The organism is Verrucomicrobiia bacterium, from assembly GCA_019634635.1.
In the GTDB taxonomy this organism is placed as follows: domain Bacteria; phylum Verrucomicrobiota; class Verrucomicrobiia; order Limisphaerales; family UBA9464; genus UBA9464.
Window position 1 is genome coordinate 60,261 of sequence record JAHCBB010000021.1, and the last position, 26,223, is coordinate 86,483.

The window sequence follows — 26,223 nt, forward strand, 5'->3', positions numbered from 1 at the left end:
TTCTGCGAAAGGCTACGGCGCGATGCGGAAATTACGGCCGGCGCAGTTGGAATCCCAGCCCCATATGTTCTGCCCGAAGCAGTTCGATGGATTTGAGGCCGGCCTGGAGGGGAATGCAAGATTGTGGCCCGTTGGCGCAGGGATTCCGTAAGGTGGAGGGGATTGGAGCGCGGCAGGTGATGGGGTCAAAATTTTGGGCACCGGCCGGGGGCACTGGAGTGGGCGGGCGGCCTGGTCGTGGAGACACCTCACCTGGGACGAGAGATTGTCGAACAGCGCACCGCTCAGGGGATCGCTGCCCAGCGCCGAACGACACAGCGCGGCCAGTCCATCAATCCCCTTGCGGAAGTCCACCGGCTCCACCGCCACCAACAGACGCATCTGCGGGGTGATCTGGAGCATGCGACGCCCCTCCAACACTGCGACACCAGCCGCTCCAGCGCTTCCCGGTCCCCGCCCAGCTCCACACGCAGGCTGCGGCCACCCCCGTCCTCCAGCACGATCCGGTATCCGTCCGCCGCCGCCACCGATGTCGGTGGCCGCGTCAGCTCCACAAAGTGTCGTCGCGTGCGAGAACACCGGTCAAAACCGCCAGTTTGAGAACCGTGGAAGTGATAATCCCGATAAGCGCTCAACGGCCCCAGGCTACGAGTCGCCCAAGGCGGCACGGTGAAACGGCAGGGACGGGTGATTGCGATTCAGGAAGATGGGAGAAGAACGAACAAGAGGTTTCGCTTGGATTGGAAGAAGACGCCTGCCAACCCCCTCCAGAACCCGGTTTTCAAACTACCAACTTCACCCGGATTTCAGTTCGGCGCTGACACGGTGCAGAGGTGGGCGATGGCGACATTCTGCAAGTCACTGCCCATCCGGTGCACTTCCACCGTCAGGGTCCCGGCCACCGGGTCGGAACACCCCATTTCATATCCCAACGTGCTCAGATCGCGCGTTGTCCACACGGTGGTCCTCCCGTTGTGCCCGCTCCGGGCTCCTTCGATCCACCCGATCCAGGTAGTCGTCCTATACGGCCCGGGCCTCCTCCGCGACTCCGTCCAACCGCGAAATTAGTCGGGCGTCCCACGCCCATTCCAACCTCACACTCCGGCCGCCCGACCTATTCCGCTTCGGGGTTGGCGCTTCGTTCCATTGCGAGGAACCTTGAAAGCCTGTCGAGCAAACGCGCGTGACGCTCATGTGAGATGGAGCCGATTCTGCCGAGAAAACGCTCGGCTGGCATGGTGGTGAGGAAACCAAGACGGATGACCGAAGCGACCTTGAGGCCGCTGCCTGCAAAGTCCGGGTGCGATGACTCGATAATTTCGCCGAAGCCGACGACCTGCTGGTGAAGCTGCGAACTGACGCCGCAGATGCGCCAATCGCCAAATGGAGGCATCCGTCGTAGAAGAATCGCCGGGCGAGGCTTGAAGCGTCCATCGGCCTGCGGCAGCGGCGTGAGTCCGACATCGCCATCGGTTATTGCGGTTTGAGGTCAGCACTCGTGTATTCTGGTTCGTCGTCGCCGTAGGCTCTGGCGAGATTCTGCGCACCGAGGGCCGCCCACTCGGAACGCTCTTCGTCGGGTGCGATGACCGTGACCATGAGCGGGGCGTTCGCGGGCAACTGGAATGGCTCGTCGAGAACGATGTGCTCGCCGTCATAGTGGGCTTTGAGAATCGTGGTTGGCATGGAAGACGACTACCCCTGCGTCCGTTTCAGGGCAAGCGCGCAGAAGCGGCCATAGACCCAATGGCTCAACAACGAACAGTTGAGCGTGGGTGACGAGTCGGGCGGACGTGGGTTAAAAGCCGCGTTGGCGGCCTCCAGAGCCACAGGGTTGTGGCCGGACGGATCCCTCCGCCAGCCCGTCAACCCGAAGTGCCCCATGAACCCGTCACCCACAGCACAAAAGCTCAAGCATGTCGGCCCGGATGTCCACGCCGAAACCATTGCCGTCGCCATCGCGGATCCCGCGGGCGAGGTCCGCTCCTGGGGCAACATCCCCGCCCACACCCGCGCGCTGGACAAGCTCCACAAGCGCCTGACCGGAGACGGTTCCCAGGCCCGCTACGTGTACGAGGCCGGTCCGACCGGCTTCGCCCTCTGCCGCCGCCTCCTGGCTCAGGGCATCGCCGGCGACGTTGTCAGTCCCTCGCTCATCCCCAAGCGGGCCTCCGACCGGGTCAAAACCGATCGCCGTGACGCGTTGACGCTGGCCCGGCTCCTCCGGGCCGGCGAACTCACCTCCATCCACGTCCCGGACGAAGCCGATGAGGCCATCCGGGACCTGGTGTGTTGCCGGCTCGCCGCCGTGGAGGATCTGCGCCGCTGTCGTCAGCGCATCAAGGGATTCCTGCTCCGATACGGCAAACGCTATTCCGGCAAATCCTCCTGGACTGCCGCGCACCTCAACGACCTGAGTACCATTAAATTCCCGTTCCCCGCCCAGCAGATCGCCTTCGAGGAACTGCTCAACGCGGTGAACGATCCCGCGGATCGCATTCAACGGCTCGAAGCCGCCTTGGAGGCACAGGTCAAGATCTGGAAGCGCCTTCCCCTGGTTCAGGCCTTCATGTGTTTCCGGTGTTTGGCCTTGATCAACGCCGTCACCTGGGTCGCCGAGATCGGCGACTTCTCCCGCTTTGACCATCCCTCGCAGCTCATGGCCTTCATCGGCATCACCCCCAGCGCCCAGCGAGAGCAGTTTGTCAATTTTTGAACCCGTCACTCTATAATTCATCGAGCAAACCATCGCCATCGCGACGCGATAAGGTGAAGCGCTTTGCCGGCTACCGCTCCGAAACTGAAAAAGCCGGCGACGATAACGAGAGCTTGGAAGCGGAAATGCCCGGGTGAATCCGTCGGCGCGGTGAGCGCACCGACGAGCACCAAAACACCTGCAACGATGAGTCCCACTGCAAGGATGAAGACGCCCTCCATGCGACGACTGCTCCGAGCGAGGCAATAAACTGACCAGAACAAAACGAACGGCGACAGCAGCGCGCCGCCAGCAATCAGAGTGATCGCAGCTATGCCGAGGATATTCATACGTCACGACGAGTCTTCGCCAATGATCAGCTTACCGATTCCGGCCCAGCGTCAGCGGGGCCGGCATTCGGTGGAGCACCGGCGGGCCGCAGCTTGCCAGCGCTTCGCACTTGAAACCTTGGAGGCTGGAGTTTGGCTCCAAGTACCGCGTCCGCATAGCTGGCCAACCACAGCCCTGCTCCTCTCACCGATGAGTCCTCACTCGCGAGCAGGCTAGTGACCATCGATTCAACCACAGATGTCAGTTGTTTTGGTTTGGTTAGCCGTATTCATTCAATCGTTCGCTACCCACCAATGATCCTGTAGAGCATACGGCCTAGTCCTTGTCTTGTTTGAAATACGGGCGAAGGCGCAACTTGAGCATCAAAATTGGGGAGGCCATCAGCAGTGCTCCGAGCACAAGCGAGAGCCATAACACTCGTGAGGATAGGATGCCGTCAAGATGAGCACCGTAGTAGGCCCACACGGCAATCGGATAGAACAAGGTGACGGCTGTACCCAGCCCAGGCGACCATCGTCCCCTAGTGAGCAGAAAGGGGAGGACATGAAAGAACGTCGCGTTGATCAGCATCAACGCCGGAAGCGACAAGGCGAACTCGGCGCACGACCAACCGACCGAGGCACAGGATATCCCCAGAACGATCACCACCCCGTTGACGATGGCGAAGTGAATCCAAGTGACGGGCAGTTTGATTACGGCCGTCGCCCAGCCCTTCCAATCGAAGGTGTATTCCTCGACGATGTGAAGTGCGTAGGCGAAAGTGGCGATCCAAAGAATGTAGGCGTGGTTCATGCAGGCGTATGACAACGACCAAGCTCAGCGACCGCCGCCGAAACCGAGCCCTGACTGCAAATCCAACCTCCGAAGAACTGGGTGCCCAGACTCGAAGCGGGGAGCGGCGGTTCGAGTGCAGCGATTTTGTTCGACGTTTCGGGTATTGGAATTGAGGCGTTTATCGCTTGTCCGAGATAATTGAAATGATGTTGATGATGGCGCCAGTCGCCTCGCTACAAAGTGCAGCATCGCGAAGGGTTGCCGTTCTGCGGTGTTGAAGTTGGTTGGCTAACTCCAAAGCTGTCTTGGCATGTTTTGGATTGTCTCGTTGGAACTGCCGGAGAGCATGCTGGCGATAAACGCCTCGAGCATACGATAGCCGTCGGTGGCACTGGGCGTAACGCCGTCGGACGGGGTATGCTGAGCCAGGTGATAAACAGCCTGCCCAAGCGAAATCAACGTCTCGCGGCAGTGCAAGCCGACAGTCTGGAACTCTTCTTCGGTGCAGGCGGTTTCAAGCCGTTGACGGATAGCGTCAACGCCGCGGTCAACGCGCGTCCAACCTGTCGTGCCTACTGCTGGCTCGGTGACAATGCCAGCCGCACGGCGGGAAGGTGCGTCCGTCGTAGGCTGAAAGAGCTGGATAAGATACTCCCGGCGCGAACGGTATGTCGGTAACTCTCCGCTGCTCCACTTGCCATACCACGCCCAAAGGTCTGGATATGGGTTCGGGTCTGCGACGCCGATAGTAAGGAGGAAGGGGCGAATGCGATGGCGGTGCTCGATATAGTCCTGGTTGACCCCCTGAACGCGCGCACCACCAGTCGAGACGGAAACCATCATGGCCTTTTCGGCTTCGAGCTCCTTGATGCAGTCTTGCTCAGTCATGTCTCAGGACGCGCGCCAGAAACGCCGAACAGTTTGATGTCGCGACGATCCTGACTTTGGGCAACGCGTTGTCAATGCGTAGTTTATGGCGGGAGCATGTTGGATGTCAGGGTGCAGCCACGACGGGGGTGGTGGCATCTTGTCGTGAGACCAATATCACGACGGGCGAGGGATTCTCGAACAGGTTGTCAGCGAGGCAGTTGGAGAAGTGGTTCGTCGGATATTGCGCCATATCATGACGGCATCCTCCTCGAGTCGTCTCCGGGGCTCCGGGAACACCGTTGGAGCGAATTTGGCCGCGGTCCCCAATTGTCGTGAGGGACAACCTTCGGAGCCATGGGCAAGCCTGCTGGAGTGAACTTGAGCGATGAACGGCATTCCCGTGGGCCTTGGGCCAATCGTGGGCGGTCCTGGGGACAGGACATCCATCAGCGTCCAACTGACGTCCTGCCCCTTGACCCCGTCCCACCTGCACATTCCCCGGACGGCACCCATCAGGGGCAAAACAGATGTCCTGTCCCCTGAACTGATTGACCCGCCGCCTGGGGAATGCCGCGGATCTGGCTCCGCGTTGTCGTGCCCGCGCCGGTGGCGCGGGGCCGAATCGTCGCGACGGCCCTGACGCTCAGCATTTCTGCCGTTGTCGAGGCGTGAAAGCCAGGCAGTCCGCGAAGAATTGAAGCGAATCGGAGAGGTGCCGTTCCCAGTACTCCCAGGTGTGGCCCCCGGGGAACTCCTCGTAGTGATGTGGAATTCCTTCCCCCTCCAGCGCCTCGTGCAATTCCCGGTTCGCGGAGATCCACGGATCCTCAGTGCCGCAATCGAAACGGATCGCCGGCAGGCGGTCGCGAAAGCACCGCATCGCTTCCAGCACCGACCGGTCCTCGGGGTGGCGGCTCCAGTCGGCGCACTCCTCCACGATGTAGGCCTGGAGCGCTTCGGCCCGGGTCACAGAGGAGTGACCGGACACCGCCCGGAAGCGACCCGGGTGGGTGGCCCCGAGGCGGAGGGCTCCGAAGCCGCCCATGCTGAGGCCGGCAAGGAAGAGGGGCGAGCGGTCCGAGACGGCGGGGGCCGCTTCGCGGGCGACCTCGGGCACCTCCTCCACAATCCACTGTCCGAAGTCCTGCACCGCGTGCCGCACGTACCCCGAGCCGTCGCCCCAGAGTCCGTCGCTGGGCATGGCCAGGACCATGGGTGGGATTTGCCCTGCAGCCATCATCCGGGAGGCGGTTCGGTGTGCGCCCCCCTTCATCGCCCATGCCCAGTGGGATCCGTAGACCCCGTGCAGCAGGATCACCAGCGGCACGTCCGATCTTCCGAGGACTTCAGGAGGGATGAAGAGTGTGACGTCCGCCCGCCCCTGCAGAGCGTCACTCTTGACGGTGGCCCAGCGCAGGCCTTCGAAGGCAAAACGGGGGTCGGAGAGTTCCAGGGTGCGGAACGGCATCCGGAGTGCGGGGAAACCTCAGCCGCCGTGTTCAACGGCTGTGCTGAAGCAGCCATTCGAAGAGTTCCGGGTTGTTGTAGGCCTCGGTCCAGGAGTCATGCCCGGCCTCGGGATACACGGTCAGCCGGACATCGGTCGCCCCGGCCCCCTTCACCGCGTCCACCATCCGCTCGCTTTCTGCGAGCGGCACCACCGTGTCCCTGGCTCCATGAAACGCCCAGACTCCGAGCGTCTTGAGCGCCTGTTGCTGCGAGGGCAGGAGGGCGCGGATCCGGTCGCCGCCGCCGCAGATGGGCGCCACCGCGGCGAACCGTTGTGGATGTCGCAACGCCAGGGCCCAGGTGCCGTACCCGCCCATGCTCAATCCAGTGGCGTACACCCGCCGTGGATCCACCCGAAAGTTCGTTTGGAGGTCGTCCAGCAACCCCACGAGGGCTGCGTCGTCCCATGTCTGGCCCTCGGGGCACTGTGGGGACACGAGGAGGAACGGGAGTTCACGACCGGCGGCAACCAGTTTTGGCGGGCCGTGCACGGCCACTTTCTGGAGATCAGCCCCACGTTCGCCGGCGCCGTGGAGGAAGAGCACGAGCGGCCAGCGACGTTCGGGCTCGGCCTCATACTCCCCGGGCAGGTAGATCAGGAACTCCAGTTGGTTGGTCCGGGTGACGACGGCCTGGTAGGCGCCGGGCACCTGGGAGCCGGCTTTTGGCTTCGCGGTGATCTCGGCGTCGAGCCTGACAGTCCCAACCCAACCAAGGGCAAGGACCGCCAGACAGGGGAGGGAGTGAATCGGGAGTTGCACGCCCGGAGACTGCGGCGGAACGGAGCTCTCCGGCAAGGACGCCTTCGGACCTACTCCGGCAGGGCGGGGAGCCGCGGACGCGGGTCAGATGTAGAACATGCGTACCGGATCGCCGCCGGCCTCCGCGAGGTGCTGGAAGTTCATCCGGGCCGCCTCCGATTCCACCGCCTTCCGCAGGCGTTGCCAGGCGTCCCGAAGCTCGGGCGGACACCGCGGATCCTTGAAGGCGGGGGAATCAAAGAGGGCGCCGTGAACGCAGTGGAGGACGTCGGCAAAGGTGATGGATGCCGGAGGACGCGCCAGCTGGTAGCCGCCGGATTTGCCGCGAAGGCTGCGGACGATTTCGGCGGACTTCAGCTCGATGAGGATTTGGACCAGGTAGTTGGGCGGCACGCCGTTTTCCCGGGCGATCTCCTCGACGCGGAGGGCGCGCGCCTGTCCGTAATGCCGTGCGAGGGTGAGGACGGCGCGCACGGCGTAGTCGCTCTTGACCGAGAGCTTCACGTTCCGGAGAGGGTGACGGGCGCGGATCGGGACGCAAGGCCCCCGGTCCGGATCTGCGGCCGCGCCTCATGCCCGGACCTGGAGTCTACCACAGGGCGAGGGTGTCGAGCACGGCACGCGTGCGGGGCACTTCGTGGGTGCGGAACAGGTCGGTTTTCCCGAGGGCTGCCAGCACCGCGAAGAAGGGCTCCGCACACCGCACCTCTTCGCCGAAGCACTCGAAGGCATGCGGCAGCGCGTGGCAGACCGGCCAGCCGAGGCTGCGCAGCCGGAAGCTGTTCAGGAACACCTGCATCTGGTGGCGGATCCGCACCGCCGAGTCCTGAAGGTTGCGATAATAGAAACCCATTCCGGGATCCACCCACAGCTTGCGGACGCCCTGCGATGTGGCCCCGTCAATCTGGCGGGCAAAGGAATCCCGCATGCGGGCCGCAACATCCGGACCCGATTCGAAGTCGCCAACGGACCGCACATTGTCCCCCTGGATGTGGCACAAAATGACGGCTGCGTCGTGGTCCGCGACCATCCGGTACATTTCGGCGGAGCGGTCGTTGCCGGTGAGGTTCAGCACCCGGGCGCCGGCTTCCAGACAGGCGCGGGTGACGGCTGGCTGATAGGTCTCCACGGAAATGAGATGGCCCGCCGCGGCCAGCTCCCGCACGACCGGCAGCAGGCGCGACTGCTGAAGGGCTTCATCGGCGCGTGCTGCGTGGCTGAGTGTGGACTCCGCCCCCAAGTCCAGGATGTGGGCCCCCTGGGCGGCGAGAACGTGCCCCCGGCGCACGGCCTGTTCCGTGCTGAGGCACACGGACTCCCGATACCAGGAGTCGGCCGACAGATTGATCACGCCCATGACGGCCGGCGGATGCCCTCCTCCGAAGGTTCGTCCCGCCAGGTCAAACCCGGCGACGGTTGCGGCGAGGTCGCCGCCATGGTGTCGGGCGATGGATTCCAGGTGGGTCAGTGAGAGCATGCGCCTTCGGACGATTCAGGAAGTGGCCGTTGGGACCGGAGGTCTGCTAGCGGATTGTGGCAACCCGTCCCGGTCCGTTGGCGTTTTGCCGCAACCGGTCCAGTGCGGCAAAGAATTCCCCGAGGGTTTCGCAGACCGTGGCGTTGATCTCCCGCAGGGCCGGGCGGTAGGCGTCAACCGCCCGGCCGCCGACCACCAATCGCACTGCAGGGTCGAGAAGTCGCCGGAGTCGGCGGAGTTCATCGGGCAGCAACGGGTCATCGGCCGGATGGACAATGCTGAGCGCCACCGCGCGGGCTTCGTGGTGTTGCGCGGTGCTGACGATTTCCTCCGCCGGCAGGGAAGCCCCCATGTACACGACGCGCCAGCCCTGGCTCCGGGCCGCAGCGGCGGCAAGGGCGGCACCCAGTTCGTGGAGTTGACCGGCCGGCGTCGTGGCCACCAGCACGGGCGCGGACGCATGGAGCGCGATTGGTCGGGCCGCATGGCCCAAAAAGGTTCGGATGACGGCGGACGCGAGGTGTTCGTGGGCGACCTTGAGGGAGCCATCCCTCCAGCCGTCACCGATCCTTTGGACGAGCGGCGCCACCACCTGCGCGAGCAGTGCCGTCTGGCCCAGCGCGACTGAGCCTTCCTCGAGCACCCGCTCCAGCGCTGCGGCATCCATGGCCGCCACCGCGGTATGGGCCGATTCGATCAATGCCGTCGCGTCCCTCGGTGGTGCATGCGCCGTGAGGCGCCGGAGGTCGGATGCCTCGGCCGGCACGGGTGCGGGTGCGCTCAAGAGCAGGGTGTGGAGATCGGCCACGTGCAGGTGGGTTATGTTTCCGATCGAGTGCCCGGCATCGGTTGCCTGCTTGAGCAGGGACAACCTCTGGACGTCGTCCTCGCTGTAGAGGCGCTGGTTGCCGCCCGACCTTTGGGGCCGAACCGTGCCATAGCGCTTCTCCCAAACCCGGATCACGTGGGGGCTGAGGCCCGTCCTTCGGGCGACCACCTTGATCGAGTGTTTCAGCATTGGTTCCGGCACGGCGGACAGTTGGACAGAAACTGGACATTTTCAACCAGAACATGGACTACACCCAATTCGCGCCCCTGATTCGAGCCTGATTTCTGAGGAATTTTGGTCGAAATCACCCGTGTTCTCGCGTTCATTCAGTTTGTGAACAAAAAATGAACAAAACATTGACAAAACTGGATCACCGGTCAGCTTTGACTCGTAAGAAGTCACCTGGGTTCTCCGGGTGGGGTACTGTCAGCGGAGTTACTACAAGGAAAACCATGACCACGAATCTCACGAAGTCTGCTCGTCGTTCCGAGAAGTTCGCCGACGCTGGCAACCCGCGGATGCGGTCGAGGAGCCGCTCGGGTGGCCAATACGCTCCGGCGTCGAGCACGCGTGCTCCGGCGGTCGAAGTGCGTCGGTCCGATCCAATCTCCGATCCGGTGGCCCCGGCTCCATTTGAGACCAAGTCGGCCCTCAGTCTCTACATGCGCGATGCCATCGAGGTGCCTCTGTTGACCATTGACGAGGAAAATGCGTTGGCGGCGCGGATCAAGCGGGGAGACACGGCCGCACGCGAGCACATGATCCGGGCCAACCTGCGCCTGGTGGTCAAGATTGCGAGGGACTACGACGGTTTCGGCCTGCCGCTTCTGGATCTGATCAACGAGGGGAACATTGGATTGATGAAGGGGGTTGAACGGTTCGATCCGGCCAAGGGGGGGAAGCTTTCCACATACGCCTCCTGGTGGATCAAGCAGTCCATCAAGCGGGCCCTGGCCAACCAGTCCAAGACCATCCGTCTCCCGGTCCACCTGGTGGACAAGGTGACCAAGTTGAAGCGCGTGGCCCATCAGCTTCAGGAGCTCCTTGGGCGGGAGGCCACCGACGAGGAACTGGCGGAGGAGATGGAGGTGCCCGTCAAAAAGATCCGGTTCTGGCAGCGGGCGTCCCAGAAAACGGCGTCCCTCGACGCACCGCTCGGGGACGATGATTCCAGCCGCCTCTCAGACCTGGTTCCCGATTCCGGGTCCAACGATCCCTACGGACAGCTCGAGGAAAAGACCACCCACCGGATGGTGGGGCAGTTCCTCGGGATCCTCGATTCCCGCGAGCTGAGCATCCTCCGTCAGCGATTTGGTCTGGATGGCCAGAAGGAGAAGACGCTCGACGAAATCGGACGCACGTTCGGTGTGACCCGGGAGCGGATCCGTCAACTCCAAAACATCGCCCTCGCGAAGCTGCGCGAGCGGATTGAGAAGCATGAGGCGGTCCGCGAGCCGGCAGGGGACTCCCCGGCGTGGACGCCGCTCGCGGCGGCGACCTTGTGATGGAGTCCGGTGGGGCGGGCCGGCCTCCCGTTTCGAATTGCCGGAAATCCCCGGAATTTGGGGAATCCAATTGCCAGACACGGGCTCTTTTCGATACACGGATCGGCGTTCCAGCATATGCCGAACGCCTACCACGCATCCATTGAAGGTGCCCAGCACGGGGCCAAGACCCTTGAACAGTTTCTCGACTACGCGAAGGACAGCGGTGCGTCGGGCGCCCAACCCAGTAACTACATGCTGGGGGACGGCAGGGGCGGCTTCCGCAAGGTGCGCGACATCCGGGCGGCCTTTGACGACCGGGAGATGTCCCTCGACGGCATCAGCGCCCATTGTCCATTCTGGGTGCACACCTCGGCCTGGACGGGGACCCGTTCCGGCAATCCGTTCATTCCCCCCGATGTAGCCCGGCTGGCTCCGGAAAAGGTCGAGTCATGGCACGAGAAGTATCTGCTGAAGTTGATGGATCTGGCGGCGGAGCTCGGGGTGAAAAGCCTCCCGATGTTCTGGGGGGTTGCCTTTGGTTGGGAACTGGCGAGCGGGTATCCATGGGGTTTCTGGCAGGGAGCTGGCTTTGACCTCTTGAAGGAGGGACAGGAGCGTTTCGTGAAGAAGACCGCGCGGCTTCGCAAGGCGGCCAACGCGCATGGCATCAAGCTGTGCCACGAAATTCACCCCGGCACGGCGGCGATGTGTGCCGACGACTTCCTGATGCTGGTGAAGATCTGCGACAACGACCCGTGCCTTGCGGTCAATGCCGACCCGTCGCACTGCTGGGAGGGCGAGTCCTGGGAGAGCCGGTTTCTCAAGGTCGGCCCCTACATCTACGCCGCCCATGTGAAAAACTTCGTCGTCCGCCCCGGGTTCCCGTTGCGGGCCATGGAGCCTGCGTGGCCGCGCCGGGGCATGCAGTTCACGGACCTGCCCTCCGGGGACCTCAACATGCAGCGTTATGTGGAGCTGCTGCTGCACGTCGGCTATCGCGACCGCTACTGCAAGCTTCACCGGGTGGCCAGCGCGCCGCTGGTGGTGGAGGCGGAGTCGGCCCACAAGGATCTCGACTTCTGCAGCGCCAACGGCATCCGGTACACCGCGGACCACCTCTGCTGGCCGGCCGCCGCCGGCAGCTTTGAGGAAGGCATGGGGGCCTGACAGGAACCCGCCAGAGGGCGGGCGGCCGGGTTGGAATCTGCCCCGACCGCGGGGCCGGGATCGCACGGCTCCCACCCCCGCGGCGCCTCCTGGTGGGATCCCGGGACCGCCGCCGGCCTGGCCGGGGCGGGTGGTCCCCTCCGCGCGGCTGCGGAGTGTCTTGACGCCGCGGCCCTTCCCCGATTACTTCCGCAAACCAGACTATGCCCACGTACGAGTATTCCTGTCAGAAATGCGACGCCCAGTTCGAGGTGCAGCAATCCATGACCGCCGCACCGCTGACCGTGTGCCCGAAGGAGGTTTGTCCCCGGAAGCCCTGGGGGAGGGGGCGCGTTCAACGGGGCATCGGCGGCGGGGCCGGGCTGATCTTCAAGGGCAGTGGATTCTACATCACGGACTATCGAAGCGAGGGCTACAAGTCGGCCGCGAAAAGTGATTCCGAGGCCGCCAAACCGAAGTCCGACGGCAAGGCCGATGCGAAACCCAAACCCGCCACCCCGGCCCCCGCCGCAACGCCGGCATCGCCCGGGGCCAAACCGGCCCCTTGAGCGGACGCCATGTGTCTGCCGACCTCATGTGCCGGGCGCCCGCCCTCGATGGCACTCGCCGTCCTGGGAGTGCTGATCTCGGTGGGGCCACGGGCCATGAGCGCGCTCCCGGCCCTCCCGATCGAGGTGCCCGTGACGGCACGGAGTGTCAGCGGCCAGTTCCTGGTGCATGGACGCGGCACCACGCTGCCCGCGCCGGCGTCCCGGGTTCGGGGCGTGGGCACCAACGAAGTGATCGTCCTGCGGCCCGACCTGCTCGCGGTCACCGCGGAACGCGTCAAGCGCGGGATCGAGAGGCTGCTGGAGGTCAATGATGCGTGGCGGGGGGCCGTGCATCTCCAGATCCGCGAGTCCTCCCGGATCGTCGGGCCACTCTCCATCCAGCCGCGTGTGTTCCGGGACGGATGGCAATACGCCATGCCGGTGCCGGAGGAGGTCGGTTGGGAACGGCTCGTTCGGGGGCTGTCCGAGGTGGTCGTGCTGGAGCGGGCCAACCGGTCCAATGCCGGGGAGGAGTGTGCGCTGCCGCCCCTGTGGCTGACCACGGGACTTCACGAGTTGCTGATGGCGGCCTCCGGTCGTGACCTGGTGGCGGAATCGGGGACGTTGATCAACCGCCTGGAGCGGCGGCCGGACCCGCTGCGGATCGTGCGCTCGCAGCTTGGGGGCGGGGAACCGATGACGTTTGGAGAGTTCAGCCTGCTGACGCTGGACGACCTCGCCGATCCCGGCCGGTTCCGCCTCTACCAGGCCAGCACCGCATTGTTCACCCACGAGTTGCTCCGTGAGCCTTCCGGCCGCGCCTCGGTCAGGGAATTCATCCGGCGCCTGCCTGAGAGCCTGAACTGGCAGACCGTGTTCCTCCGCACCCATTCCGACCGGTTCCTTCGTCTGTTGGACATTGAAAAATGGTGGGCTGTGGCGGCAACGGAAGCTCTGGCGGCGGATGGCAGCCAGCGGTGGCCCCGCGAACGGGTCCTCGATCGCCTTGCCGAGATCCTGACCGAGACCGCCGACGTGCGGCTGGACTCCGCCAGCCTGCCCGAGCGCTTGACGGTGCCGCTGCGGGATTTGATCGTGTCGTGGGACTACGATGCCCAGCGCGAGGTCGTCCTGCGCAAGGTGTCTCAACTGCGCGCCCTCGGCCTCCGGTCGCCCCCCACCGTGGCGCCGCTGGTGAACGAGGCCGTGCAGGTGCTCGAGGACTATGCGGTTGCCCGCGCCGGGAAGGGGCGCGTGGCAGCGGCGCGGACGGTGGCCGGCGGCGGAGGACGCCTGGCGGCCGAATCGGCGGCCCGAAAGCTGGCGGCGCTTGAGGACCGCCTGGATCGGGAGCGCCGGAATCCCGGACCCGTGCCTCCGTCCCGTGCGGATCCAGCCAGGGTGGTCACCCCTCCGGGCCGACCGGCGCCTACAACGACTCCTGCATCCGGCGGGTGATGCGTGCGCTCAATTCCGCCGCCGGATGGTACCCGGTGGACCGGAGCTTCGTCTGGAGTGCGGCGACTTCGATGAGGCCCGCCAGGTCCCGGCCGGGCCGGACCGGGATGACGATATGGGGCACTGGCTGTCCCAGGAGTGTCACGTGGGCCTGATCGAGTCCGAGCCGGTCCATTTCTTCCACATCGTCCCAGCGTTTCAGGGTGACGACGAGGTTCACGCGCTTGTCATGCCGGATGGAGGCCACGCCGAACATGGCGGCGACATCAATCAGGCCGATGCCGCGAACCTCCATGAGGTTGCGTCCGAGATCCTTCGCGGTGCCCATGAGTTCCGTGCCATCCTGGATCCAAAGGCATACCACATCGTCGGCGACGAGGCTGTGGCCCCGCTCCAGCAGTCCCACCATGGCCTCGCTCTTGCCGATGCCGCTTTCGCCCTCGATCACCACGCCGATGCCCTGAATGTCCACCATGCCGGCGTGAATCTGGGTGCGCGGTGCAAACAGGTTTTCGAGGGTGATGGTGGCCCGGCTGATGAACTTCATGGTGATCAGCGAGGAGGTGAACAGGGGTACGTCAGCCCGCTCGGCGGCCTGGAGGAGTTGGCGTCCGGGCTTGAGATTGCGGCACAGGACCACGCAGGGAATACGGTGCGCGAAGAAGGTGGCGATGCGTTCGCGGCGCACGGGGTCCGGGAGCGAACGGAGGTAGGAGGTCTCGACGTTGCCCACCACCTGGACGCGCTTGGGCGCGAAGTACTTCTTGAAGCCGGCGAGCGCGAGTCCGGGGCGGTTCACGGTCGGCTCGCGGATGAGCCGCTTGAGTCCGAGGGCACCGGCCACCAGGCGCAGGCCGAGGTCGCCGCCGACCTCGGTGTAGAACCGCTCCACGGTGACGGTCTTCAGCGTTCGGGGGGAGGGGGGGGTCACAGGTTGAAGTCGGGTCCGAGATAAATCTCGCGTGCCCTCGGATCCTCGACCATCCGCGCCGCGTCGCCCTCGTACACCACCGCGCCGTGGTGGATGAGGTACGCCCGGTCCACGATCTTGAGGGTCTCCCGGACGTTGTGGTCGGTGATCAGGATGGCAAGGCCCCGGTCGCGCAGGCGCCGGACGATTTTCTGCACCTCGTACACGGCGATGGGATCAATGCCGGCGAACGGTTCGTCGAGCAGCATGAGTTTGGGACTGGTCACCAGCGCCCGCGTGATCTCCAGGCGGCGTTTCTCACCGCCGCTGAGCTGGTACGCGTAGCTGCGGGCCAGGGGTGTCAGGTCCAGTTCCTCCAGAAGATAGCGCAGGCGCGTGGCCCGCTCCTCGCGATCGCCGCGACAGGTCTCCAGGATGGCCAGCAGGTTTTGCTCGACCGTCAGCTTGCGGAAGACGCTCGGCTCCTGGGTGAGATACCCGATCCCCAGGCGGGCCCGCTCATGCATCGGACGGCGCGTGACGTCGCGTCCGTCGAAGCAGACCTGGCCTTCATCGGGACGGATCACGCCCACAATCATGTTGAAGCTTGTGGTTTTGCCGGCGCCATTGGGACCCAGCAGGCCCACGATCTCCCCGGGGCGGACCTGGATGGAAACGCCGTTCACCACCCGGCGTGCCCGGTAGGCTTTGGCCAGGTCGCGGACTTCCAGGAGTGCCGCCGGCCCTTCCGCGGCGCCCTTTGGTGAGCTCCCGTCAGCGTTCGCGGACCCGGTCACGGAAGGTCTGGGGGTGGCGTTGCCGGACGCGCGGGTTCGAGCGCTCCCTTGGGCAGGGCATCCGGGCGGACGATCATCCGGAAGTTGCCGCGGGCGATGATCTTGTCCTGCGCGCGGTCGAACGTGATCACATCCGCCCGGAAGGAGCCCTCGGCGCCTTCCACCCATGGCTGTCCGAATTCCGGGGAGCCGGTGAGCGTTACGGTGTCGTTGGTGGCCGTGTACTCGGCGACGGCGGCGTGGATGCGGTTGGTCGCTCCGGCCTTTCCGGTCGCGATTCCGGGAGTATTGGTGCCCCGTTGCACCAGGGTCATGACGACGTCGTTGCTGGCGATCAGCCGGTCAATCTTCTGTCCGCCGGGGATGAGCAGGATGCGCAGGTCGGCGCAGTCGAGGTCGAGCATGGCCGGGTAGCGGAATTGCACGGTGCCCCAGAAGTGATGATTCCCCTCGCCGAGGCCAAACTCGGCGCTTTCGGACTCGAGGGTGGCCTGGTCGAGCGACATTTCGGCGGCGGTCAGGCCGGCGGCGAGCAGGAGGGCGAGGGCTGCGGGGAGTGACGGACGGGGCATGGCGGACGATGGGGACTATGGGGCTGGAGCCAGCGCGAGTGTGCCGCCCTTGAGGCGAAATACGGCGTGGACCTTGTTGGAAAGCTGCAGGCGCTCGCTGTCCTGGTCCCAACTAAACCCCTCGCCGCGAAGCGAAAAGGCGCCGCCCACCTGGGAGACGGTCAGGCTGCCGGACGACGAGGCGTTCTGGCTGGTGATGTTGAGGGTGCACGTGGGCGCGTCGCCGACGAGGTGCGGGGTGCCGTCCGGATTGAAGGTTTCCACCCGGAAGCCGGTGACCTCGTACACGGTCGCGGTGATGGGCCGACCCTGCTCCCCGCTGAAGCGGGCCACGGTGCGGTCTCCCTTTTTGTAGAGGAAGGTGAACCCGGCCGGCCTGCCGGCGGCGCCCGGTGCCGGAGCCTGCGCGATCGCGACGACGGCCAGGCTGGCGGCGGCAACCGTCGCCGGCCAACGGCGGCACGACCCCCAGGAGAAGCGGTTCACGCCGGGAATCCTCGCGGCGGAATCGGGGGTTAGGAAGCGAATTTCGCGGCTGGGTCCTTCCCCATGGGTCTCCGATCCTTTTCGCGTCGAATCGGACGGGGACCCTGTGGTTGGCTGGCGCCGCTGCGATGCATGTTCCCTTCCTCAACCCCGGCGCCCAGGTGGACGCACTGAAGTCCGAGATCCTCCACGCCATTGGCGAGGTGCTGTCCCGCGGTCGGTTTGTGCTCGGTCCCGAAGTGGATGCCCTGGAGCAGGAGGTCGCCGCCCTCTGTGGCGCCCGCTTCGGCGTCGGGGTGAACAGCGGCTCCGATGCGCTCACCCTCGCGCTGCGGGCCCTCGGGGTGGGTCCGGGGGACGAGGTGATCACTTCGCCGTTCACGTACATCGCCCCCGCGGAAAGCATCCATCAGCTTGGCGCCCGGCCCGTGTTCGCGGACATCCACCCGCGTTGGTTCACGCTTGATCCGGCGGCGGTGGCCCGGCGGTTGAGCGCCCGGACCCGCGCCATCGTGCCGGTGCATCTCTTCGGGCAGGCAGCGCCGCTGCGGGAACTGGAGGCGTTCGGGCTGCCCCTGGTGGAGGATTGTGCCCAGGCCATCGGGGCCACCTGCGAGCGGCGTCCCGTGGGCTCCTGGGGCGTGTTGGGCTGCCTGAGCTTCTATCCCACCAAGAATCTTGGGGCCTGTGGCGACGGGGGGATGGTGCTCACCCGCGACGAGGGGCTTGCACGGCGGCTGCGGATGCTGCGGGTCCACGGGATCGAGCGCCGGTATCATCACGACTTGCACGGTTGGAACTCGCGCCTGGACGAACTGCAGGCGGCGATCCTGCGCGTCAAGCTGCCGCACCTGGCCGCGTGGAATGCCCGACGTGCCGCCCTGGCCGCGCGATATACAGAGGGGCTTTCCGGCCTGCCCCTCGAGCTGCCGGAAACCGCACCCGGGAACACCCACATCTTCCACGTCTATGCCGTGCTGACGGACCGGCGGGACGCCCTGCAGCAGCACCTCGCCGACCACGGGGTCCCCACGCTGATCTACTACCCGTTGCCCCTGCACCTCCAGCCCTGCTTTGCGGATCTCGGGGGCCAGAAGGGCGACCTGCCCGTCGCGGAGGCGGTTTGTCGCCGCGTGCTGCCCCTGCCCATGTACCCCGAACTTGAGGATGCCCAGGCAGATTGGGTGATCGCACAGATCCGGGGTTTCTTTGGACGCTGACTCACGGCGGCGGCGGTGTGGGGTCGCTCGCAAAGGGCGTCGTGAGTGACCCGGTTCTCGATCCGGGTTCCGATCAGGGTGCCAGGTCGTCGGGGTCCGGATCGGGGACGATGATGTTCCCCTCCATCCATGCCTCTTGGAATTCCGCCGGAATTCGCGTGGTGGCCAGCCAGTGCGCGGCGGCGTCGGGATCTTGAGATCGCCACCAGTAAAAGTGCTCTTCCTGGAGGCGGAGACGCTGGCCGGCATCGGTGACGGCTTCGGCCCACAGCCCCGCAGCGACGGGATCAAAGTCGCGCAGGTGCTGCACGAGCCCCTCGGTGGCACCATCCCGGGCCGGCCCGGGCGGCTGCTGGGTCAGCCATTGGGCGGCTCCGAAGGGATCCTGGGCTGCCCAGGTGCCCACCAGGCGCGTCTGCGCCTCGTCGCGCAGGGACCCCGGGGGAAACCGGGAGACCCAATCTGCGGCCGCCATCGGGTCCGCAGACGACCACCGGTCCACGATGCCCAGGAGTGCCGGCGGTTGGGCGCCCTCCGGCAGGCTGAGGGCCAGCTCCGCCGCCTGCGCCGGGGCGGTGTAGGCAAGCTGCGTGGCGACCGACTCGAGCGCGACCGTACGCGCAGGCCCCTCGGGGAGCGTCCGCGCCCATTCCACGGCGGCGGCGCTGTCCTGTGCCGTCCACCGGCTGGCCACGCCGCTGAGAAATTCCTGCTGGAGCCGGGGATCGGGCAGGGTGATGGCAAACGCCGCCGCGGCCTCCGGATCCTGGTCCGCCCACGGATCGCGCATCTGGCTCAACACCTGACGCCGCATGGGCCCGTCGGGAAGTTCCCGCGCCCAATCCACCGCTTCGTCAAGATTCTGCTGGGCCCAGCCGGCGGCGAAATTGCCGGCGTATCCATTGCGGACCGGGCCGTCCGGCAGCCCCGCGAGGAACTCGACTCCGTAATCGGGATCCTGCGACCCAAGCTGCCAGGCGAGCTGCTGCACGAGCACCTGCTGGCTGCGTCCGGGCTCGATCCCTTTGACGAATTCGGATGCGGCGCGGACGTCGAGGTTGGACCAGGCATTGACCACGCTCTGCAGGGCGGTGTCCCGGGCCAGCCCCGGGGGCAGCGCCCCGGCATGCGCCGCTGCGGACGCGGGATCGGCCTGGGCCCAGGATTCCAGGGCACCCGCGAGGGCCTCCCGCCGGGCGTTGGCGTCGGGAATTTCGGACACCCAGGCCAGCGCGGACTGCGGATCCTTCTCGGCAATCTGCGCCGCCGCCGCGCGAAAGATCCAGGCGTCGCGAACCCCGCCGCCGGGCTTGAGCAGCAGGGAGGTCGCGGCGATCGGATCCGTCTCCACCGTTGCGGCAACCACCTGGCTGAGGACGGCATCCCGCAACGCCCCCTCGGGGAGTGACTGGGCCCAGTTGCGCGCGGCGATGGGATCCCTGAAACCCCACTGGCGGGCCACCGTGCCGAGGAGGTGGCGTTGAAGGCTGGCGCTGCGGACCCCAAGGGCAAGTTCGGCCGCGCGGGCCGGATTCTCCGGGGCGAAGCCTTCAAGGAAGGCCTGCCAGAGTTCCGGGCCGGACTCCGAGGGCGGGAGGGCCAGCAACGCCCCAATGGCCGCGTCGGGATCCGCTTCCGCCCATGAGGACAGGATGCCGCCCAGTTGGAACCGGTGTTCCCGTCCGGTGAGGGTTTGGAGGGCCGCCGGGGCCGCATTGGCGGCGTCCACAGAAGCCCACAGATTGAAGAACCGGGTCAGGAAATCCCGGCGCTCGGGGCCGTTCGGCAATCGGGACAGGAACGCCACGCCGACATCCGGTGCGTACAATCCGAGGGCCTCGGCCAGCAACGCCGTTCCCTGGCGGCGCTCGGCACCCGCGGGCAGCCGACGGTACCAGTTCACAACGGCCGCCGGATCATGCCGCGCCCACCCCTGCAGGGCACCGCGCAGACACTGTTCGCGTTCCCATCGGGGCGTGACCGTCGCGACCCAGGCCAGGGCTGTCTCGGGCTCGCGGGCCGTCCAGAGTTCCAGCAGCCGGTTCCGGTAGATTCTCCAGGAGTCATCGGGCAGCAGGCGCCCGGCGATCTCGAGCGCACCCGCCGCCTCGGCAATCCGGGTCCTTGCCGCCAGGATGCGGAGCCGGTCGCGCCGAATCTCCACGTCCGGCTCCAACCGTGTTTCCTTCAGGGCGGCCTCCAGTTCGGCGAGCGTGAGCAGCCCTGCCACCGCCGGGGCCTGGCGGGGCTTGGTGCGGGTCGGACCGGGCTCGGGAGCCGCGGAGTCCGCATCCAAATCGATCACGGGCGGCACCGGACGGGGGCTGCGCGAAGCCCCCTGAGGCAGCAGGCGCCCCAGGAGCAGCCCGGCGACCAGGGCCACAACCGCCACTGGAATCCGAGACGTCACACCGGGGCAATGGAGGCACGAACCGGTGCATTGATCAACTGATGCGTGGCCCGCCGGTCGGAATTCGCGCGGTGGCGCGGGCGTGGGGACTCAGGTCAGTCCGGTTTCGGGCAGCCACTCAAGGCCCTTCTGGAAGCGGACCAGGTTCTCCACCGTCACCCGGCTGATCTCCTGCAGGGCCTCCACCGTCAGGAACGCCTGATGCGAGGTGATCAAGACGTTGGGATAACTCAACAGCAGGGCGAGTTCGTCGTCGGTCGGAACCTCGCCGGAAAGGTCCTCAAAAAAGACGCCCTCCTCCTCCTCGTAAACATCCAGCGCCACGCCGCCCAGGCGCCCCGACTTGAGCGCCTCGAGCAGGGCGGTGCTGTCCACAAGCTTGCCGCGGCTGGTGTTGAGCAGGTAGGCGCCCGGCTTCATCGCCGCGAAGGTCTCCCGGCGCAGCAGGTGATGCGACTCCGGAGTCAGAGGCAGGTGAAGGGACACGATGTCACTGGCACCGAGCAGATGGGGGAGATCGGTGTAGTGGACGCCCGCAGCCGTCGCCCACGACTCCTGGGGAAAGGCATCGGTGGCCAGCACATGGCACCCGAATCCGCGGAAGATGGATGCCGTGATCCTGCCAATGCGGCCGGTGCCCACGATGCCCACGGTCCTGCCGTTCAGGTCGAAGCCGGTGAGCCCCGCGAGGGAGAAATTGTGCTCGCGGACCCGGTTGTAGGCGCGGTGGATGCGACGGTTCAGGGTCAGCAGCAGGGCCACGGTGTGTTCGGCCACCGCATGCGGCGAATAGGCCGGCACGCGCGAGACGGCGATCCCCGCCGCCCGGGCCGCCTCCAGATCCACGTTGTTGAACCCGGCGCAGCGCAGGGCGACGTGCACCACCCCGCAACCTCGCAGCACGTCAAGGCAGGCGGCGTTGAGGACATCATTGACAAACACACAGACCGCCCGGGCCCCGCGCGCGGTTTCGGCGGTCTCATCCGTGAGCCGGAACTCATGGAACTTCCAGTCGAGTCCGGCAGCCCGCCCGGCAGGCTCCAGGAACTGGCGGTCGTAGGGTTTGGTATCGAAGACGGCAATGTTCATGGGGGCGGGCTATTCAGGGAGGGCTCGGGCGGCGCGCTGACCGTGGAAACGGCACCACTTCTCCAGTTCCACAATCAGGAAGACGGCAAGGCCCGCCAGGAAGACATGCAGCCAGGCCTCCGGCCGGATCGGGGCGGTGCCGAACCAGCGGTTCATCACCGGCAGGTAGGTGAACAGGAGCTGTGCTGTCAGCATGATGGCAATGCCGATCCACACCCAGCGGTTGGAGAACCAGCCGATCCGCAGGAAGGACGTGGTGAGCGAGCGGCAGTTCAGCAGGTAGAACACCTCGATCCCGACGATCAGGTTGACCACGATGGTCCGGGCCTCGTTCACCGGGGCTCCCAGCGCGCGTTGCTCCCAGACAAACAGGGCCTGTCCCGCCAGCAGCATCAGCACCGACACAAGTGCGGTCCGCATCACGAGCGCCCGCGTGAGCAGCGGCTGGGCCGGATCCCGCGGCGGACGGCTCATCAGGCCCGGTTCCTTGGGCTCAAACACAAGCATCAGGCCGAGCAGGACGGCCGTGGTCATGTTGATCCACAGGAGTTGCACCGGGAGGACCGGCAGGTCGGTTCCGAGGACGATCGCCGCCAGCAGCAGCAGACCCTCCCCACCGTTGGTGGGCAGGGTCCACACGATGAACTTCACCAGGTTGTCGAAGACGTTGCGGCCCTCCTCCACCGCGGCCTCGATGGATGCAAAATTGTCGTCAAGCAGCACCATGGCGGCGGCGCCCTTCGCGACCTCCGTGCCGGAGATGCCCATGGCGACCCCGATGTCGGCCTGCTTGAGGGCCGGCGCGTCGTTCACGCCGTCTCCGGTCATCGCAACGACGTGACCCCGCGCCTGCAGGGCCCGGACGAGACGCAGCTTCTGTTCGGGCGCCACGCGTGCGAAGACCGCCGTCTCCTCGGCCACCCGGGGGAGGTCGGCGTCGGCGATGGCTTCCAGTTCCCCCCCGCTGAGGGCCCGCAGATGTCCTCGGGCGTCCGTGGCCCCCTGGAGTCCCAATTGAGCGGCAATCGCCGCCGCCGTGACCGCATGATCGCCGGTGATCATTTTCACGGCGATGCCGGCCTCCCGGCAGTGGCGCACCGCCTCGGCTGCTTCCGCCCGCGGGGGATCCATCATGCCCTGCAGGCCGAGGAACGTGAGTCCTTCGGTGAGGTGCGTTGGATGGAGGGCGTCGTGATCCGGCTCCACCCGGCGTCGCGCAAAGCCTAGAACCCGCAGTCCCTGCGCCGCCATCCGATCGGCCTCGGCCCGCACCGACGCGCCATCGAGCGGACCCTCGCATCCGGCGGCATCCAGTGCCCGGTCACAGCGGGCGAGCAGGCGGTCCAGCGCCCCCTTCGTATAGATGCGCCGGGGGTCCCCCTCATGCAGGGTCGCCATGTACATGTGCTGGGATTCGAAGGGGATGACGTCGAGCCTGGGGTTGGCACCATGGGTGGGGTCGAGGTGAAAGCCGGCCTTCTGCCCGGCGACCAGCAACGCCGCCTCGGTGGGATCCCCCTGCACCTTGGGGCGTCCGTGCTCATCACGCACCAGCAGGGTGTCGTTGCAGAGCACGCCGGCCCGCAGGGTCTCTTCCAGGGCTCCCGACGGTGCCGGGATCACCGGATCCCCGTTGTGCAGGAAGTTGCCCTCTCCGGCATAGCCGTTGCCCGTCACCGCAAATGTCTGTCCGCCGGCGTGAACCTCCCGGACCGTCATCTGGTTCTCCGTCAGCGTTCCGGTCTTGTCGGAGCAGATCACGGTCGTGCTCCCCAGGGTCTCCACCGCCGGCAGGCGGCGGATGATCGCGCGCCGTGCGGCCATCCGGCTCACCCCGATGGCCAGGGTGATCGTGACCGCCGCCGGCAGTCCCTCGGGAATCGCCCCGACCGCCAGCGCGATTGCCGCCATGAACATGTCATTGGCCGGATTTCCCCGCAGCCAACCGATCAGGAACGTCACCGCGGAAAGCCCGAGGATCACGTAGACCAGCAGCTTGCTGAACCGGTGAATCTTCCGGGTCAGCGGGGTCATGAGGTCCTCGGACTTCGCAATCATCGTCGCGATGCGGCCGGTCTCGGTGCCGTCTCCCGTGGAGACCACGGCACCCACCCCCTGACCGTAGGTGACCAGCGTGCCGGCGAAGGCCAGGTTTCGGCGGTCCCCGAGCCCGGTGGAGTCCGGAAGGGCCGCGGTGGACTTCTCGGCCGGAACGGACTCGCCGGTCAGCGCGGCCTCGTCGCATTGCAGGCTGCGGATCTCCAGGAGGCGCAGGTCCGCCGGCACCCGGTCGCCGGACTGGAGCAGCACGATATCGCCGGGCACCAGTTCCTCGGCCGGAATGCGCCGCTTGTGGCCGTCGCGGCGCACCGTGGCCTCGGTGCGCAGCAGTTTTGAGAGTGCCCCAATGGCCCTCTCCGCGCCCGACTCCTGGATGTACCCGACAATCGCGTTGACGAGCACCACCGCCGCGATCACGGCGGCGTCCACGAACTCGCCGAGGAATGCGGCCTTTGCGGCGGCAATCAGCAGCACATAGACCAGGAGTTGGTGGAACTGCAGCAGGAACCGCCTCCACCCCGGGATGCCGGCCCGGGCCGTCATTTCGTTCCGCCCATGTCGTTCCAGCCGCCGCCCGGCCTCGGCGGTGTCCAGACCGGACGACACCGCGGTGTCGAGCGACTTCAGCACCTCCGATTCGGCAAGAGCGTGCCAGGGGGTGGTGGGCGGCGACGTGAGCTCACGCATTCGGGGCGATGCTAGGGATTCTTCACCCGTTGCCAAGACTGGCGGACCTCCCGGCAGATCAGCCGGCACGCGCCTGCGGGTCATATCAAGAAGTCGAAATGACCGATGGAGTAACCGATACCCGCCACGATCAACCGAGCGGTGGACAGCAGCACCGGTTTCCACGCCTCTTTCACATTCAGGAGAAAGAAGACGAGTGCGACGACCGGAATTTCTTCCGCGCCTCACCGCCCGGGCGGCCACTCCCGACGAGCTTTCGAGAAAGCTGGCGGAGAAAATCATCATCGTCTCAGCGCCGGCACCGTACCTGCCGCCCGGGCTTCACGGCAGGAAGGATCTGCCCGTCCCCGAGTGTGCGGTGGCGGCCCGCGCCGACGCGATTGATTCGGGCGACGACGACCTCCTGGCGATGCGATCGTTCCAAGGCATCCCGATCATCGCGGCAGTGGAGGCATTGCATCGGCTTGGACTGGGGGCGCCGTGAATCAGGGTATGCCCGCGAGTTGGGGTCGGCGGCTCATTTGCGGCTTCCGCAACCGGGGGCTCAGGGTGACAGGTCCATTGTCTGGTCTGCTGATCCCTGGAGCAATGGGGTCGCTCCTCAACCATGGACAAGATGTCTCCAAGCCCGCTGCCAGGTCGGGAACTCTTGGGATGGCGGACAGCGGGGCGCCGTCAGGGTTCACGGCCGGGTCCGCAGCAGCAGGCTCGAGTCTCAGAATCGCCTGGACCACCACAATCCCACCGCTCGTCCTCGCCCAGGAACCAAGACCCCTGTCAGTTCCCGCGGGCCGTCACTGGAGACCACCGATCGGGCATGGCAACCCGCCGCGTCCTGATGACGCGCAAAAGGACCCGGATCCAGCTTGGGATATTAAAAGTTTAGATGCGACCCCATTGCTCGATGAGCGCAAACGCGAAAAGGAGGGCGTCTGTTCGTGTGAAGCGATTCTCACGTGGCTTGTGGTGTCGAGGAACGTCCGCGATCACCGATGGCTACCCGTGGCGCGACTCCTGCCGGGCAAAGAACGAGCCGAATCAGGAGGCATCACGCAGGTGGCCAATCGGTGGATCGTATTGACGTCTCTACCTCACGGCATTTTTGCGTAGGCCGCGCGAAGCGGCTGAAGCAACGCGTCGGGAATAAGTTCATCCGGAATGCCGGCGAACTTTGGTTCTCGACTACGGAGGCGGGACACATAGCGATCCATCAGGGATTTCAATTCCTTCTTGTCGGTGTCTTCATTCGTCCTTGCGAAGGGCTCCTCTCCGAGGATTCTCATGAACGAATTTACCATACTGTAGAGTTCATCAATGTCGGTGGTCATGTTCAGGTGTGGATTGGTAGTGCGGAATTGCCAATTGTTGCCGGCCGTAAGGGTCAGCGCCGGGAGCCAGACGCCGATGACGTTGAATCTGGCTCTGAGCGAATCAGCTGGCTCCTGTTCGCTGCATCCTCGGGCTGAGCCTCTTTCGTGCCGGGGCCGGCCAATTCACTGAAACCGGCGATCACGACCAGGGTGCTCAATGCCCCTGCGACACCAAAGGCGTTGCAACCTCGCAATAGGCTGCGCTCGATCGCGGCTCAGGAACCGGGCAACCCGCCAGGCGTAGGCCTTCAATGTGAAACTCGATCGCATCGTGCATCTCGGTCTCCACCTCCTCCCTCGTTTGTCCGGTCGCGATGCAGCCCGGGAGATCCGGGGAATAGGCGGAAGATCCGGTGGTTGTCTCTTCAACGATGACGAGATAACGGCTCATTTCAGTCCTGATTGTTTGAGGATGCTGTTTTGGGTGCCCGGCGCAAGGTCATCTCCCGGTTTGCCCGGAATGGTGACTACGCCCCGTTTGCGGGCGTGTTCGAACGGACGGCGGGGAGGCCGGCTGCTGCCGGGTCAAGCCACAGTGGTGATGACTCCCTCGCGTTCGGTCCAATACTGATATTGTGATCGTCTTCCATTTCAGCAATGCGTTGTCGAGACGAATTTTCTGCCGGGAGCCTGTCGGATATCACGGCCCAGCCACGACGCCCATGGCGAGGTGCTGTCGGGATATCCATATCGCGGTGGGGTAGAAAATTTTT

General features: G+C 65.7%; 27 protein-coding genes. 7 read left to right on the top strand and 20 right to left on the bottom strand.

Annotation, left to right across the window (positions count from 1 at the left end; genetic code table 11):
- Positions 1–12 precede the first annotated feature (12 nt).
- From tnpB to KF791_14075, 3 genes are all read right to left on the bottom strand, one after another.
- The gene (tnpB, locus tag KF791_14065) at positions 13–402 is read right to left on the bottom strand and encodes an IS66 family insertion sequence element accessory protein TnpB (GenBank protein ID MBX3733706.1); all 390 of its coding nucleotides are present in this window, start codon (positions 400–402) and stop codon (positions 13–15) included.
- A gap of 712 nt (positions 403–1,114) precedes the next feature.
- Positions 1,115–1,477, bottom strand: coding sequence for a transcriptional regulator (locus tag KF791_14070; protein MBX3733707.1), 363 nt, complete (start codon positions 1,475–1,477; stop codon positions 1,115–1,117).
- Entirely contained in the window at positions 1,474–1,686 is a 213-nt protein-coding gene (locus tag KF791_14075; protein ID MBX3733708.1) for a hypothetical protein, read from the bottom strand. The genes KF791_14070 and KF791_14075 overlap by 4 nt, the downstream gene beginning before the upstream one ends.
- 196 nt (positions 1,687–1,882) lie before the next feature.
- On the opposite strand from KF791_14075, the gene KF791_14080 reads away from it, so the two are divergent.
- Complete coding sequence (locus KF791_14080; protein ID MBX3733709.1) at positions 1,883–2,716, top strand: IS110 family transposase; 834 nt, start codon at positions 1,883–1,885, stop codon at positions 2,714–2,716.
- Positions 2,717–2,733: 17 nt separating this feature from the next.
- Here KF791_14080 and KF791_14085 read toward each other — a convergent pair whose 3' ends face one another.
- The 8 genes from KF791_14085 to KF791_14120 all read right to left on the bottom strand — a co-directional run bounded on the left by KF791_14085 (position 2,734) and on the right by KF791_14120 (position 9,455).
- Positions 2,734–3,045: a hypothetical protein gene (locus KF791_14085; GenBank protein MBX3733710.1), complete on the bottom strand. Its 312-nt coding sequence runs from the start codon at positions 3,043–3,045 to the stop codon at positions 2,734–2,736.
- 316 nt (positions 3,046–3,361) lie between these two features.
- Positions 3,362–3,838 (bottom strand): HXXEE domain-containing protein, encoded by a 477-nt coding sequence (locus tag KF791_14090; GenBank protein ID MBX3733711.1) that lies wholly within the window; start codon positions 3,836–3,838, stop codon positions 3,362–3,364.
- Positions 3,839–4,108: 270 nt separating this feature from the next.
- Positions 4,109–4,708: a hypothetical protein gene (locus KF791_14095; protein ID MBX3733712.1), complete on the bottom strand. Its 600-nt coding sequence runs from the start codon at positions 4,706–4,708 to the stop codon at positions 4,109–4,111.
- A gap of 625 nt (positions 4,709–5,333) precedes the next feature.
- Positions 5,334–6,158 (bottom strand): esterase family protein, encoded by an 825-nt coding sequence (locus KF791_14100; GenBank protein ID MBX3733713.1) that lies wholly within the window; start codon positions 6,156–6,158, stop codon positions 5,334–5,336.
- Positions 6,159–6,189: 31 nt separating this feature from the next.
- Positions 6,190–6,849: a prolyl oligopeptidase family serine peptidase gene (locus KF791_14105; GenBank protein MBX3733714.1), complete on the bottom strand. Its 660-nt coding sequence runs from the start codon at positions 6,847–6,849 to the stop codon at positions 6,190–6,192.
- Positions 6,850–7,044: 195 nt separating this feature from the next.
- Entirely contained in the window at positions 7,045–7,464 is a 420-nt protein-coding gene (locus KF791_14110; protein ID MBX3733715.1) for an Rrf2 family transcriptional regulator, read from the bottom strand.
- Between the two features lie 85 nt (positions 7,465–7,549).
- Entirely contained in the window at positions 7,550–8,437 is an 888-nt protein-coding gene (locus KF791_14115) for a dihydropteroate synthase (protein ID MBX3733716.1), read from the bottom strand.
- 46 nt (positions 8,438–8,483) lie between these two features.
- The gene (locus KF791_14120) at positions 8,484–9,455 is read right to left on the bottom strand and encodes a MerR family transcriptional regulator (GenBank protein MBX3733717.1); all 972 of its coding nucleotides are present in this window, start codon (positions 9,453–9,455) and stop codon (positions 8,484–8,486) included.
- A 329-nt stretch (positions 9,456–9,784) separates the two neighbouring features.
- On the opposite strand from KF791_14120, the gene KF791_14125 reads away from it, so the two are divergent.
- The 4 genes from KF791_14125 (at position 9,785) to KF791_14140 (ending at position 13,908) form a co-directional block, all read left to right on the top strand.
- Positions 9,785–10,771 carry an RNA polymerase sigma factor RpoD/SigA gene (locus KF791_14125; protein ID MBX3733718.1) on the top strand — a complete coding sequence of 329 codons (987 nt, stop codon included), beginning with the start codon at positions 9,785–9,787 and terminating at the stop codon, positions 10,769–10,771.
- Between the two features lie 117 nt (positions 10,772–10,888).
- On the top strand, positions 10,889–11,920 hold the full coding sequence (locus tag KF791_14130; GenBank protein ID MBX3733719.1) for a sugar phosphate isomerase/epimerase: 1,032 nt from the start codon (positions 10,889–10,891) through the stop codon (positions 11,918–11,920).
- A gap of 203 nt (positions 11,921–12,123) precedes the next feature.
- Positions 12,124–12,468, top strand: a complete 345-nt coding sequence (locus KF791_14135; GenBank protein MBX3733720.1) for a zinc ribbon domain-containing protein — start codon at positions 12,124–12,126, stop codon at positions 12,466–12,468.
- A gap of 48 nt (positions 12,469–12,516) precedes the next feature.
- On the top strand, positions 12,517–13,908 hold the full coding sequence (locus KF791_14140) for a hypothetical protein (protein ID MBX3733721.1): 1,392 nt from the start codon (positions 12,517–12,519) through the stop codon (positions 13,906–13,908).
- Here the strand turns inward: KF791_14140 and hprK are convergent.
- From hprK to KF791_14155, 3 genes are all read right to left on the bottom strand, one after another.
- Entirely contained in the window at positions 13,880–14,815 is a 936-nt protein-coding gene (gene hprK, locus KF791_14145) for an HPr(Ser) kinase/phosphatase (GenBank protein MBX3733722.1), read from the bottom strand. The genes KF791_14140 and hprK overlap by 29 nt on opposite strands.
- A gap of 20 nt (positions 14,816–14,835) precedes the next feature.
- A complete protein-coding gene (gene lptB / locus KF791_14150) occupies positions 14,836–15,783 on the bottom strand; it encodes an LPS export ABC transporter ATP-binding protein (GenBank protein MBX3733723.1) in 948 nt (315 codons plus the stop codon).
- Positions 15,784–16,202: 419 nt separating this feature from the next.
- Entirely contained in the window at positions 16,203–16,673 is a 471-nt protein-coding gene (locus KF791_14155; protein MBX3733724.1) for a hypothetical protein, read from the bottom strand.
- A gap of 128 nt (positions 16,674–16,801) precedes the next feature.
- Here KF791_14155 and KF791_14160 point away from each other — a divergent pair, with 128 nt between their 5' ends.
- The gene (locus KF791_14160; GenBank protein MBX3733725.1) at positions 16,802–17,893 is read left to right on the top strand and encodes a DegT/DnrJ/EryC1/StrS family aminotransferase; all 1,092 of its coding nucleotides are present in this window, start codon (positions 16,802–16,804) and stop codon (positions 17,891–17,893) included.
- Positions 17,894–17,966: 73 nt separating this feature from the next.
- Here KF791_14160 and KF791_14165 read toward each other — a convergent pair whose 3' ends face one another.
- The 3 genes from KF791_14165 to KF791_14175 form a co-directional block, all read right to left on the bottom strand.
- The gene (locus KF791_14165; protein MBX3733726.1) at positions 17,967–20,303 is read right to left on the bottom strand and encodes a hypothetical protein; all 2,337 of its coding nucleotides are present in this window, start codon (positions 20,301–20,303) and stop codon (positions 17,967–17,969) included.
- Between the two features lie 90 nt (positions 20,304–20,393).
- A complete protein-coding gene (locus tag KF791_14170; GenBank protein MBX3733727.1) occupies positions 20,394–21,392 on the bottom strand; it encodes a 2-hydroxyacid dehydrogenase in 999 nt (332 codons plus the stop codon).
- A 9-nt stretch (positions 21,393–21,401) separates the two neighbouring features.
- Positions 21,402–24,224: a cation-transporting P-type ATPase gene (locus tag KF791_14175; GenBank protein MBX3733728.1), complete on the bottom strand. Its 2,823-nt coding sequence runs from the start codon at positions 24,222–24,224 to the stop codon at positions 21,402–21,404.
- A 112-nt stretch (positions 24,225–24,336) separates the two neighbouring features.
- Here KF791_14175 and KF791_14180 point away from each other — a divergent pair, with 112 nt between their 5' ends.
- Positions 24,337–24,624 (top strand): hypothetical protein, encoded by a 288-nt coding sequence (locus tag KF791_14180; GenBank protein MBX3733729.1) that lies wholly within the window; start codon positions 24,337–24,339, stop codon positions 24,622–24,624.
- Positions 24,625–25,231: 607 nt separating this feature from the next.
- Here KF791_14180 and KF791_14185 read toward each other — a convergent pair.
- From KF791_14185 to KF791_14195, 3 genes are all read right to left on the bottom strand, one after another.
- On the bottom strand, positions 25,232–25,468 hold the full coding sequence (locus KF791_14185; protein MBX3733730.1) for a hypothetical protein: 237 nt from the start codon (positions 25,466–25,468) through the stop codon (positions 25,232–25,234).
- 196 nt (positions 25,469–25,664) lie between these two features.
- Positions 25,665–25,901 carry a type II toxin-antitoxin system HicB family antitoxin gene (locus KF791_14190; GenBank protein ID MBX3733731.1) on the bottom strand — a complete coding sequence of 79 codons (237 nt, stop codon included), beginning with the start codon at positions 25,899–25,901 and terminating at the stop codon, positions 25,665–25,667.
- The gene (locus KF791_14195) at positions 25,898–25,972 is read right to left on the bottom strand and encodes a hypothetical protein (protein MBX3733732.1); all 75 of its coding nucleotides are present in this window, start codon (positions 25,970–25,972) and stop codon (positions 25,898–25,900) included. Before KF791_14195 ends, KF791_14190 begins: the two co-directional genes overlap by 4 nt.
- Positions 25,973–26,223: the final 251 nt, after the last annotated feature.